The 11,812-nt window shown below is 40.8% G+C and carries 10 protein-coding genes and 2 pseudogenes; 4 read left to right on the top strand and 8 right to left on the bottom strand.

Going from position 1 to position 11,812, the window contains the following annotated elements:
- The 3 genes and pseudogenes from ACEWB7_RS16125 to ACEWB7_RS16135 form a co-directional block, all read left to right on the top strand.
- A pseudogene (locus ACEWB7_RS16125) lies at positions 1–185 on the top strand (IS30 family transposase); the annotation flags it as partial.
- A 384-nt stretch (positions 186–569) separates the two neighbouring features.
- A complete protein-coding gene (gene otsB, locus ACEWB7_RS16130) occupies positions 570–1,415 on the top strand; it encodes a trehalose-phosphatase (protein ID WP_312318156.1) in 846 nt (281 codons plus the stop codon).
- Positions 1,408–2,841: a trehalose-6-phosphate synthase gene (locus ACEWB7_RS16135; protein WP_312318158.1), complete on the top strand. Its 1,434-nt coding sequence runs from the start codon at positions 1,408–1,410 to the stop codon at positions 2,839–2,841. Before otsB ends, ACEWB7_RS16135 begins: the two co-directional genes overlap by 8 nt.
- 31 nt (positions 2,842–2,872) lie before the next feature.
- On the opposite strand, the gene ACEWB7_RS16140 is transcribed toward ACEWB7_RS16135, so the two are convergent.
- The 7 genes from ACEWB7_RS16140 to katE form a co-directional block, all read right to left on the bottom strand.
- Positions 2,873–4,120 carry an MFS transporter gene (locus tag ACEWB7_RS16140; protein WP_312318161.1) on the bottom strand — a complete coding sequence of 416 codons (1,248 nt, stop codon included), beginning with the start codon at positions 4,118–4,120 and terminating at the stop codon, positions 2,873–2,875.
- 204 nt (positions 4,121–4,324) lie between these two features.
- A complete protein-coding gene (locus ACEWB7_RS16145) occupies positions 4,325–5,038 on the bottom strand; it encodes a glycosyltransferase (RefSeq protein ID WP_411580964.1) in 714 nt (237 codons plus the stop codon).
- Complete coding sequence (locus ACEWB7_RS16150; RefSeq protein ID WP_312318166.1) at positions 5,035–5,649, bottom strand: class I SAM-dependent DNA methyltransferase; 615 nt, start codon at positions 5,647–5,649, stop codon at positions 5,035–5,037. Before ACEWB7_RS16150 ends, ACEWB7_RS16145 begins: the two co-directional genes overlap by 4 nt.
- The gene (locus ACEWB7_RS16155; protein WP_312318169.1) at positions 5,639–6,424 is read right to left on the bottom strand and encodes a PIG-L family deacetylase; all 786 of its coding nucleotides are present in this window, start codon (positions 6,422–6,424) and stop codon (positions 5,639–5,641) included. Before ACEWB7_RS16155 ends, ACEWB7_RS16150 begins: the two co-directional genes overlap by 11 nt.
- Positions 6,412–7,395 (bottom strand): acyl-CoA dehydrogenase, encoded by a 984-nt coding sequence (locus ACEWB7_RS16160; protein WP_312318172.1) that lies wholly within the window; start codon positions 7,393–7,395, stop codon positions 6,412–6,414. Before ACEWB7_RS16160 ends, ACEWB7_RS16155 begins: the two co-directional genes overlap by 13 nt.
- 51 nt (positions 7,396–7,446) lie before the next feature.
- Positions 7,447–7,656: a hypothetical protein gene (locus tag ACEWB7_RS16165; RefSeq protein ID WP_166135421.1), complete on the bottom strand. Its 210-nt coding sequence runs from the start codon at positions 7,654–7,656 to the stop codon at positions 7,447–7,449.
- 57 nt (positions 7,657–7,713) lie between these two features.
- Positions 7,714–9,837 (bottom strand): catalase HPII, encoded by a 2,124-nt coding sequence (gene katE / locus ACEWB7_RS16170; protein WP_411580965.1) that lies wholly within the window; start codon positions 9,835–9,837, stop codon positions 7,714–7,716.
- A gap of 665 nt (positions 9,838–10,502) precedes the next feature.
- Here katE and ACEWB7_RS16175 point away from each other — a divergent pair.
- On the top strand, positions 10,503–11,000 hold the full coding sequence (locus ACEWB7_RS16175; protein WP_004783133.1) for a Dps family protein: 498 nt from the start codon (positions 10,503–10,505) through the stop codon (positions 10,998–11,000).
- Positions 11,001–11,692: 692 nt separating this feature from the next.
- Here the strand turns inward: ACEWB7_RS16175 and ACEWB7_RS16180 are convergent.
- A pseudogene (locus ACEWB7_RS16180) lies at positions 11,693–11,812 on the bottom strand (IS30 family transposase); the annotation flags it as partial.

Genomic DNA, 11,812 nt, shown 5'->3' on the forward strand with positions numbered 1-11,812 from the left:
TAATTAGGCAATATTTACCTAAAGGGATTGATTTAAATCAGGCAGATCAGCATTATTTAAATCAAGTTGCCATGTCACTGAATACTCGTCCTAGAAAAGCGTTAGATTGGCTTACACCATTAGAGAAATTTGCTCAGCTTGTTGATTATCATAAGGCTTTTGAAACTGTCGCACCTCATGTTTGAATTCGCCCCTATTATTTAATAGAAAGCTAATGAATTAATTTCTAGAAATATAAATCAAAACCATTTTTTTACATTAAATAATCAAAAGAGTCTTATTTATAGCACTCAAAATTACTCAATCACTTAATATGCAATACCTTAAATATCATTATTAATATATTAAAAATCACTGAAAAATTATTTTACAAATATACAAAGAATATCAACCTTTCCTGCTGAATATTTCCAAATTTTACAAAGTAACTTTACATGTCAAAAGTGTTTCTTTTCTGCGCCTAAAGCCATTTTGAAAAATAGAATATGTTATAAAACTAATTAGATTAAAAATCACACAGTTTAACTCTAAATTTTAATCTATTTTATATCATGTACTTAGGTGGATTTATGTCAGGCATACATAGGGAACAAGATTTAGAAGATTCATCTAGCTCATCTTTTTATATATCGCCAAAGATGATTTTAAATGATTGCAACCTGAATATGGACTCAGACCAGGTTGTTTTATTTCTTGATATTGACGGAACAATCTCTGAATTTCACCCAGATCCAGATAAAAGTATAATTCAACCTGAAATTATAAATATATTGGAAAATTTACAACAATATATTCAGCTGATATTAGTTACGGGTCGTTCTATTTTACAAGCACAAAGACTTATTCATCCTCTGCAATGGAATATCGCTGGATCACATGGTCTGGAATTAATCTATCAAGCTGATTTAAAGACATTAATCTCTTTAAATCAGCCGCAGCTACAAGCCCTAAAACAATATATTCAGGAACAGGCAGTTCAAATCCCTGATTTGCGGATCGAGGTTAAAGATTATTCTGTTGCACTACATTTTCGTGAACATCCTCAACTAGAAGATCGCGTACATGCTTTTGCGCTGGAATGTCTTAACCAGTTTTCCGACTTTGAGTTAAAAGCTGGCAAGTATGTTTTTGAACTGGTGCCCAAAGGCGCCAATAAAGGTTCAGCGATTCAACAGATTATTCAGCAATACCATCTCAATGATCATTATCCCATGTTTATCGGTGATGACCTGACCGATGAAGCCGGATTCAAAGTCATCAATGCCCTTCACGGCTGCTCAATCAAAGTAGGCCCTGGCCAGACCCTAGCACGGTACAGACTGGAAAACGTCTCTCAAGTTCAGGCCTTCCTGAAAGAGTTTTTAAAGGTAATTGAAGTACAAGAACAACAACGATTGGAGAAATCACATGTCTAAACTCATTGTGTTATCAAACCGTGTGAATCTACCTAACCCAGAAAGTATGAAGGCTGGTGGATTGGCTGTTGCATTGCAGGATGCATTGCAAGATATAGGCGGCATCTGGGTTGGATGGAATGGCTCCAGAGTTGACCAGAACAAGGAACAGAAATTTCAGATTCTGAAACATCAGAATGTGGAATATCATACCAGTGCACTGAGCGAAGCCCAGTACCAGGGTTATTATTGTGGTTTTTCTAATAATGCCTTATGGCCGTTAATGCATGACCAGCATCAACGTGTCGAATATCAGCCGCAGGATTTTAAAACCTATAAAGATATCAATTTGCGTTTTGCCAAACACCTGAAACAGGTGGCTTCACCGCATGACATCATCTGGATTCATGATTATCATTTTCTGAGTGTAGCGTATTACTGCCGTAAATTAGGCATGCGCAACCGGATTGGGTTCTTCTTGCATATTCCTTTCCCCGAACTGAAACTTTGGCAAACGCTGCCTCCTTATCAGGAACTGGCCCGACATCTGGGAGATTTTGATGTCATCGGTCTGCAAACTCCACGCGATCAGGCCAACTGTATTGATTTCCTGGAACAGGTATTAAATATCCAGCATCGCAATGATGAAATCCTGAGTTATCAGTCTAAACGGATTTATGTGAAGGCTTATCCAATCGGTGTACATCCGGCACAAATTCAGAAGCAGGCTGCTGAGAGTCAAGTCACTGACCTGCCCTTTGATCTCGATAAAAAGCATGCCCATAAGACCATCATTTCTGTTGACCGGATTGATTACAGTAAAGGGCTGCTGGAGAAAATTCATGCATTCCAGGAGTTGCTGGATGAACAACCTGAATTTAAAAATCAGTTCCAGCAATTACAGATTGCCTGCCCATGCCGACTGGATGTGAACAGCTATAAAAAACTCTATGAACAGTTCCAGGCTGCGGTGCAGAATTTAAACCATCTGCATGGCAATGCAAACTGGCTGCCTTTTGACTGTAGCTATGACACTTTGGGTCATGAAGCCCTGATGCAGCTCTACCGTAAGGCAGATATTTGCTGGGTGAATTCAATCCGTGACGGGATGAATCTGGTGGCCAAAGAATATATTGCTGCGCAAGACCCGCTAGATCCTGGCGTATTAATTCTGTCTAAATATGCCGGGGCTGCCGAGCAAATGAAAGAAGCCTTACTGGTCGATCCTTATGATCAGGACAGTATGGCCAAAGCCTTGAAAAGAGCCTTACGTATGTCGAAGTCGGAACGTTTGGAACGTTACCGCTATTTACAGCAAGGCTTGAAGAATTTCGATATCATTCGCTGGCGTGATCAGTTCCTGTCGGACCTGAAAAAATCACAAAGCCTGCGAATTTATCGACCAGTGGCCAAAGGTATTTCGACCCAGTTCAATATGCATGCCTAAAGTCTGAAAAGCCCATAAAAAAACACCAGCTTTATGCTGGTGTTTTGTGGTCTAGGCCGGCAATAAGACCTTCTGCTTTTTCTGATTCTTTGTGACCGGCAGTCAGATGGTTTAGGATTACAATGCTCATTAAAGCAACTGCGATCACTGTAAACACTAAACGTAAGCCAATAATTTCACTACCGAAACCTACGAGGGCTGGTCCGATCAATGAGCCAGTGTAAGCAAATACCGATACATAAGATAATCCTACATGAGAAGCCATAGATTTTTGGCGGCCTGCACGAGAGAACATTAACGGAACGATGTTGGCACTCCCTAGACCCAAGATCGCATAACCAGTTAAAACGACTTGCCATACTGGTGCAAAGATCACCATGAATAAGCCTGCTGCAGCCAGTAATGCACTTAGTAAGATAGTGGTTTTTTCACCCAAGCTTTGAATGATGAGATGACCGCTAAAACGTCCAAGTACCATCAAGCCAGCAAAGAAACTATAAGCCAAACCGGTATGCGCCGCAGGTACGTTAAACTGGGTTGCCAGATAAATACCGCTCCAGTCCATCGCTGCGCCTTCAGACAGGAAGGATACAAAACAGATCAGACCAATACCTAAAATTGCGAATGTTGGTAGCGCTTTTTTCGCAGGTTTTGCTGTAGCTGTATTAGTTTCTTCTGTAGTTGATGACTGACCACCTAAGCAGAATGGAATTGCCAGCATCGCAATCGCAAGCAACATCACACTTACGACCAGTGCGCCAGTTAAAGGTGCCAGACCAAATCCCATTAACGTGGTCATGCCTAATACACCAACCAGACCACCCAAGCTACATACGCCATGGAAACCCGACATCAAACTTTTATCCATGAGTTTTTCAATCTGGGCAGCCTGAATATTTACGGTTACACCCAAAGCGCCTGCACTGGCCCCAAAGAAAAACAGGGTAATTGCCATCATCAAGCTGGTAGGGCTAATCGCTAGTGCTGGCAAGATGAATAGAAATGCAGCCAGAATAACAGCCAGCACAGCACGACAGCCAAACTTGCTTGCCATACGACCTGCCAATGGCATTGCCAGCATTGAGCCAACTCCGGCACATAGCAAAAGCAAACCAAAGTCAGCATGATTCAGCAATAAGCGCTGCTGCGCATAAGGAATTAATGGCGCCCAGGCAGCTGTACTAAAACCTAGACTAAAAAAACACAGTGCAGTGGCGATTTTCTGCCAGAGATACGGTGATGGAGACTGAAGACGAGAAATTAGCTGTGAATTTAACATTGTCATTCCAAAAGAAAGAGCTCAGGCATCCATTACCGATCATCCATAGAAAAACCCCGCGGACTTATAGCTGAAAAATATAAGTAGCAGGGCTTAATTTGTGTGAATTATAAACAGAATTTTTCTAAATGAAATAGCTTTTAGAAATGAATTTTTAAATTTTTTACAAGTAATTGATTGTATAAAATTTATAATTTTATAGTTTTATTTGTATACGCTAATCGGTTTTTTCATTGCTTCCTGTAACTCAAGATTTTGTAAAAAACAGGCGAAACCTTCAGCAACTTTTGATTGTAGTCGACTACTGGTCGCTACCCTCAATTGATTGGACCAGGTAATGTCGACTCCTGCCTGTTGTAAACGGCGAACAAAGTCGACATCTTCATGACAATCTAGCTGGCGAAACCCATTAAAATCATTATATATACTTGTTTTAAAACATAAATTTGCACCATGAATATGGCGATGATCCATTTTGTCCTGATAGTGACCTAAATACTTCAATCGGGCTTCCAGACTTAAATGCTTCCATTCGTCGACATCAACGACTCCACAAATTGCATCAGTGGGTTGGTGCTGCCACATGACTTTGAACCAGTCCTCTTGAACACTTGAATCCGCATCAGTACAACAGATCCAGTCGCATCCTTGTTCAATTACTTTTTGGACTCCTAAATGACGGGTCTTACCCACTGAACGAAAGTCACAACTAATAACTTCCACCCCCAGTCGCATCGCTTTGATCGCGGTTTGATCGGTACAACTGTCTAAGACAACTAAAATCTTAATCTCGGGAATATTTTCTGATGAACCAAGGTATTGATAAAATTCAAATTGTGCTTTTTTTAAGGCCAGCAAGCAGCGTTCTATAAAGGCTTCTTCATTACAGGCAGGAATAACCACGCCAATTTTATTCATTTAAGGCCCTCTTGCTCTGCCACAGATTGTGGGCTATTCATCCAGACATCAATTAGAAAATCAGGTTCCTGAAGTTGTGAACATTTTCTGTAAAGTAAGTGTGCATTTAGATGGTCATGAATATCATCACCAGTAAAGCTAAAACCTGAAATCGGTGCCCGCCAGTGACAAGCCAGAATACAGCCTTCTGCATCAAGAGCGTGCTGCAGCCAGTGGGTCAATTTCTCTAAAGCGGCCTGATCCAGATAATATAAGACTTCACTCAGCACAATTAGCTGGAATTTACGCTCTGGCAAGTCTTCCGGAACAACGCCTTGGACAAAACTGACATGAGAATAATCTTGCAAACGTTGTTGCGCCAGCCGGATCGCTGTCGCATTTGCATCCAGACAGATGAGTTCTCCGGTATGTGGAGCCAGTTCCTGACTCAGCATGCCATTACTGCAACCAATTTCTATGGCAGATTCAAAATGCAGTTTGGGCAAGAGTGCTTTACAAATTTGACGTTTACGCTGTTCATACCAGCGCTGTTCATAATGCCATGGATCTCCATGGTTTAAGGCATATAGAGCATCAAAATAGGCATGATCATAGGTTGATTTACTGTTCATACAGATAAACCTCCCATGGCTGTAAAACACGCTCTAATGCATGCTCAGGGACAATCGGTGCCTGTTCTGTCGTCGGATCATTCTCAATCTGACTTTTGAAACATCGTGCAGCTCGGGCTTTACATTTTAATTCTTCATCTGTCAGCCTGAGTTTGTGCGCAACCGTCCAAGGAATTCGGGTATCTCCTGGTGTGGCCCAGTGCCACGCCCAGATTAAAACTTGAATATATGGTAACTGTAGCTCAGTGGCGAGTTGCTGGACGACCTGCCCGGTTATTTCATGGTCTGGATGCCCATCATGAACAAAAGTCGTGACCAATACATCATTAGGCTGCAAATACGAATGCAATTGCTGTTTGAGCAAATCTCGCTGCTCAGCTACTTTTCCATCCTGAATATCCAAAGCAATCCGAAGAACTGGCTGTTCTAAGGACAATTCTTCCAGAGCCTGACGCGTTTCTGCTGGACGAATCTGGTTCAGCTCTTCTGGCGTATACAGACTCGAACCGGGATGGCTGGCCGTACCATTAGTTACTGCAAACAGTACAATCTTATAGCCGAGTTTATCCAAACGTTGCATCAGTCCACCACATCCCAGAATTTCATCATCCGGATGCGGTGCCACAATACAGACTCTGGCATCTGCAGGAATTACACTGGAAATATCAAATTCTGGCATCTGCTGTAATATTTCGCAGTTACGCCAGTCTTCTACCCGTGTCCCTTCCCCATGGATCACACGATCTTCGACAATCTCATGTTTTAAAGTGCCCATAGTTCTTCCTCCTGTGCGCTTAGCTCTCCAATACGCTCAAGATCAAAGGCAGCATGGCTTTGACGGATAAATACCGGTAGATCTGCTGCGAGCTGGGCAAAATAAGAATTGGTACAATAAGGCGCTGCGCCGAGCGCTTTTCCAACCTGGTTGAGTACATTTAATGCAGTGGCTTCAACCTGCGCGCGCAAAGCCTGAATCTGAAGTTGATGAGGAAATTTGGGTTGCTGGTCAATCAATTCTGCAACCCGATAAAACAAAGCCTGAGTAGCTAAAAGATCACGGCTGATTTCACCCAGATACATGGCTTTATACATATGCGGTTTTCTTAACTGTTCCTGCTGCAGATATTCAGCAAGAGCTACTGTCGCACCATACCAGCAAGCAGCAACGCCTGCTGCTCCATGCCAGAATCCTACCCGATCCAGATATGCATGTGGATCAGCGACTTTTTTGACAGGAACCTGATTAAATTCTAGTTGTGCAGTGGATGTATGCTGCATTCCTACAGCTTGCCAGACAGTATGGTCATGCTGAATACCGGGCTGCTGCATATCTACAATTAGCAATTGAGAGTGATTTTGTTCATCCCGATAAGTCAGTAAGCCTGCCTCTACCCAGCTAGAAGCGGAACACCAAGTCTTAATGCCAGTCAGCTTATCTTCATTCAGCTGCAATGGTTGAGGCCCGCCTTCTGCTGCCCAGACTGCCCAAAGCTGATGAGGATGTGCCGGAATATTTAATTCATGCAGAATCGCAATTGCATCCAGATGCGACTCAAATATTTTACCCAGACTTAAATTGGTTGCCGAGATCTGGCTTAAAATTTGCCAGCGTTTTAAAGTTTCCCCTGATGCAGGAAAAGGAACCTGATCCGAAAGTTGTACCAGTTCCTTCAAAGTCGTTTGAATATTTTCTTTAGGTTCTAATGATGAATTTTTAAATCTTTCTAATATTGAACTGAGGTCCATAAAAGTGCTTCCTCAAAAATATCGATATTGTGGTCATTTGATGAAAGCCAGTTAAGGAAAAAGTCTTTTCATCTGTTTTAAACGGGTCATTAGTCCTAGTACCTTACGGCGTGCCATAATTTCTTCTTCACTAAAAGGCAACTCTTCTCTAAGTTGACTCATAGGTAGATGGTTATGTTCGATCAGATAAATATCCTGCTCCCTGCTCCATTGCGCATTTTGCATCTGTGCCAGTAATTTTTTAGGATCTGGTCTCGCCATAAAATTTTTATCCCTTGAAATAGAGAATAGAAGCCGAAGCTTCTATTCTCATGGTATTTATGCAGGAATAGTTTCTGCAATCAATTCACGCGCCCAAACCCGGTGATTCATGATCAAGGTCTTAAAGGTGTCTTGCACAGTATCGAATTGAGAATTTGCTAAAGTACCTTCATCACTGATCAGTTTTAGATCTTCAATCAGCTGACCTTTATCTCCTAGGAAGACAATTGGTTTCAGATGCTTATAAGCCTCAAGCAGATAGTGAGTCGCGATACCATCTTTCAGCACCATGTCATAGTTATCACCATCGACAATAACTACAGCATCATAGGCAATCGACGGTTCAGCTTTCTGCATACCATCAGATGGGATCACTGTACCTTGCTGGCTCAGAACTGGTCCTGGACGAGGTGTTAAAACATCAGCCACAGCACTCTCTGATTCAGCCCAAGCCTGTACAGCTTTAATACTGGCTTCATTGGCTTTGTCATGTGCCAGAATCGCGATTTTACGTGCCTTAATATCGCGAGGTTTAAACGCTTCAAAAGATAGACGCTTAGAAATCAGAACATCAGGCAGTTTTGCAGCTTTTTTCTCAGCTGGGATTTCAATACCCAATTGATCCGCAACCTGTTGAGCCAGCGTCAAGTCAATATTGCACAGCACTTCAAGCACTTCACGTTCACGGATATTTTGGCGTTGTACTTTACTCAGTTCGAAGACATAGGCATCAATAATATGCTTCTGCTCATGTGGTGCCTGGCTTTGATAGAATAAACGGGCATGAGTGAAGTGATCATTAAAAGACTCACTACGCTGGCGGATTTTATGACCGTCAATACGCTCCTGATAGCTTTCGAAACCACCTGCCTGAGTCGCACCTGGCGCTTCAGCCGGCCAGTTATCATCAATCGAGTTTGGTTCGTAGTTGGCCTGTCCGGTGTGAATAAGACGTTGATGCAGGCCATCACGCTGGTTGTTATGGAATGGACAAACCGGCTTATTGATTGGAATCTGATGGAAGTTTGGGCCGCCTAAGCGGCTTAGTTGAGTATCGGTATAAGAGAACAGTCGGGCCTGTAGTAGCGGGTCGTTGGTAAAGTCAATACCTGGTACGACATGACCTGGACAGAAAGCAACCTGCTCAGTTTCACCGAAGAAATAATCAACATTACGGTTCAACACCATACGGCCAATTGGAGTCACTGGAACCAGTTCTTCCGGAATGATTTTGGTTGCATCCAGCAAGTCAAAATCAAATTTCATTTCATCTTCTTCAGGAACGATCTGTACGCCTAATTCCCATTCTGGGTAATTACCTGAAGCAATCGCCTCATACAGGTCACGACGATGGAAATCCGGATCCTTACCTGCCAGTTTTTGCGCTTCATCCCATACCAGCTGTGTCAGACCTTGTTTAGGCGTCCAGTGAAACTTCACAAAGACAGCTTTATTTTCAGCATTAATCAAACGGAAAGTATGCACCCCAAAACCTTGAATCGAGCGTAAATTACGTGGAATAGCACGATCTGACATTGCCCACATCACCGCATGTGCAGATTCAGGCACAAGAGAAACAAAGTCCCAGAAAGTATCATGTGCTGATGCGCCTGATGGAATTTCGGTTTGTGGTTCAGGCTTTAACGCATGGACAAAATCAGGGAACTTGATGCCATCCTGAATAAAGAATACTGGCGCATCGTTGGCCACCAGGTCAAAGTTACCTTCATCCGTATAAAACTTGGTCGCAAAACCACGAATATCACGTACCGTATCTGCTGAACCGCGAGGACCTTGTACTGTAGAGAATCGAACAAAGACTGGAGTCTGGGCACCGGTATTGGTTAGAAACCCGGCTTTAGTCCATTTTTCATTGCTTGGATAAGCTTCAAAAAAACCATGTGCTCCAACACCGCGTGCATGCACAATTCGCTCTGGAATACGCTCATGGTCAAAATGGGTAATCTTTTCACGAAGAATAAAATCCTCCATTAAAGTTGCCCCACGAACGCCCGCTTTTAGACTGTTCTGGTTATCCGAAATCTTGACACCTTGGTTGGTAGTCAGTGTCTGTTCGGCTGAGTCGCTACGGTATACATCAAGCTGCTCACTTTTTTTATTGGTATTCTGCTTATCTAAACCATTTTTACCTGTGGCTGGACTGTTCGCCTTAATTTTCATGACATTTTCCTTGCTGATCTTGAGTTTAGTGAAGTCTTTTTTTGCCTATCTCAAATTCGCTTGAGTTTTATTCAACATCTTGCCGTTTTTACAGAGAAATAAAGTTCCACTTTTATCTGTATATGGTGAGCTGTTGCTGAGTATGAAAATCTTTTTATTGATTTCGTCTATATCCCTAACATAACGAGATTTGACGAATACATTGCTGAGTCTTTGTAGTGGCTTGTTTAATAAAGGCACAGTTCTGTTATTTTTCTTAACTACACAGTTTTTTTTACCGAGTAACGATCACAAAGTTCGAAAAATTTAAAGCTGATAGTTTTTACTAAAAGATAAAATCATGAAATAAAGGCTTAATCATCTAAAAATGAAAACAAGTTTTTAAAAAACTGATCCAGACATTTGAGTTTTATAAGGCAAAATTAATTTCTTTATACAGTTACAATCCTGTCACCAGGCTATACAGAACGCCTAAACTTATATCTTTGCCCGTCCTATAAACTATATAACTCAGAAGTACTTAAAATTATTTCCACATATAAATAGTGGCAAAAATCTATTTCATATAAAAGGTCATGCTGCCAAGATTTCCTATCTTTTCAGCCATGACTGGCAAACTTCTATTTTAAAAGATATCTGTCTACAAAATTGTTAAGGAGTAAAACATGGGCTCTTCAGAAAAAAATGCTAAAGCTATGAAAATTGATATTGGTATTTCTTACGAAGACCGTGCCAAAATCGTCGAAGGTCTATCTAAATTATTGGCAGACAGCTATACCCTCTATTTAATGACCCACAACTTTCACTGGAATGTCACCGGACCACAGTTCAATAGTCTGCACAGCATGTTTATGACCCAATATACCGAACAGTGGAATGCTCTTGATCTGATTGCAGAACGTATCCGGGCCTTAGGCTTTGCCGCACCCGGCACTTACCAGCAATTTGTTAAGCTGACTGCTATTAAAGAAGTAGAAGGTGTACCAGATGCCCAAGAAATGTTGCGTTTATTGGTAAATGCTCATGAAACGGTAGCACGTACCGCACGCAATCTTTTTGAAGTTGTTGATGAAGTCAACGATCAACCGACTGCAGATTTAATCACGCAACGTCTTGATGTGCATGAAAAAACAGCCTGGATGTTAAGAAGTACTTTAGAGTAATTAATTTTTCTCATTGAGAAAACAACTGTAAAATCAGAAAATTAGCTTTTCCTAAAATAAATAAGTGTTCAAATTTAATTGATATCCTTTTGAGCACTTATTTATCCCACCTTTCACCCTATAGTGAAGGCTTTGAAAAACAAATATTTACCTTTTAAAAGATTATTTTTTAATCAATAAATCTTTATTTATTATCTATTTAATTATATTAGGCTAGATAGAAAATTTAGCTTTTAAATAAAATTTTCTTATATTATAAAAATATAATTTTTACTAAATCAGTATTTTATTATTTTTTTGATCTTAGTCTTTTTCCATATCTTTTAAATATATTGAACAAATGGACCAAACCATTTCTGCTTACAAAATAAGCAACAGATTAAGCTTCAAAAATGCTTACAAACTGAATATTATTCATCTAAAATAGAGAACCACATCACATAATATAATTATTGAAATATATTGTATACATTTTGTATTTCTGAACGATTCAGGGGATTAAGTTATGAGTGTTCAAAAGTTGCTCATTTCACTCAAACTTAATTTACGTAAATTGATTTTAATCCTTTTACTTGTGAGTCTGGTGATTCTTTTTTCAATTACATTGATTGTGAGCAATGTAATTCACCGACAGCAACTGATTAATAATTCTCTTGCAACTAATTATGAGTATGCAGCTAAAGTTGGCGAATTCAAACATGAGGTGCGACAGTTTCAAAAGCCTTATGATAATCAACAAGCTGAGCAAATTTCTCTAATGGTGTAAGCCAATCTAACGCTTTTCTAGGACGAGTATTCAGTGACATGGCGAC

It is taken from the genome of Acinetobacter sp. NIOH-H-8 (assembly GCF_046635365.1).
Classification (GTDB): domain Bacteria; phylum Pseudomonadota; class Gammaproteobacteria; order Pseudomonadales; family Moraxellaceae; genus Acinetobacter.

Coding starts and splice junctions, on each gene's coding strand:
- ACEWB7_RS16155 (WP_312318169.1), bottom strand. CDS start 6,424: ATGGGCACTTTAAAACATGAGATTGTCGAAGATCGTGTGATCCATGGG.
- ACEWB7_RS16135 (WP_312318158.1), top strand. CDS start 1,408: ATGTCTAAACTCATTGTGTTATCAAACCGTGTGAATCTACCTAACCCA.
- ACEWB7_RS16160 (WP_312318172.1), bottom strand. CDS start 7,395: ATGGACCTCAGTTCAATATTAGAAAGATTTAAAAATTCATCATTAGAA.
- ACEWB7_RS16140 (WP_312318161.1), bottom strand. CDS start 4,120: ATGTTAAATTCACAGCTAATTTCTCGTCTTCAGTCTCCATCACCGTAT.
- ACEWB7_RS16150 (WP_312318166.1), bottom strand. CDS start 5,649: ATGAACAGTAAATCAACCTATGATCATGCCTATTTTGATGCTCTATAT.
- otsB (WP_312318156.1), top strand. CDS start 570: ATGTCAGGCATACATAGGGAACAAGATTTAGAAGATTCATCTAGCTCA.
- ACEWB7_RS16145 (WP_411580964.1), bottom strand. CDS start 5,038: ATGAATAAAATTGGCGTGGTTATTCCTGCCTGTAATGAAGAAGCCTTT.
- ACEWB7_RS16165 (WP_166135421.1), bottom strand. CDS start 7,656: ATGGCGAGACCAGATCCTAAAAAATTACTGGCACAGATGCAAAATGCG.
- katE (WP_411580965.1), bottom strand. CDS start 9,837: ATGAAAATTAAGGCGAACAGTCCAGCCACAGGTAAAAATGGTTTAGAT.
- ACEWB7_RS16175 (WP_004783133.1), top strand. CDS start 10,503: ATGGGCTCTTCAGAAAAAAATGCTAAAGCTATGAAAATTGATATTGGT.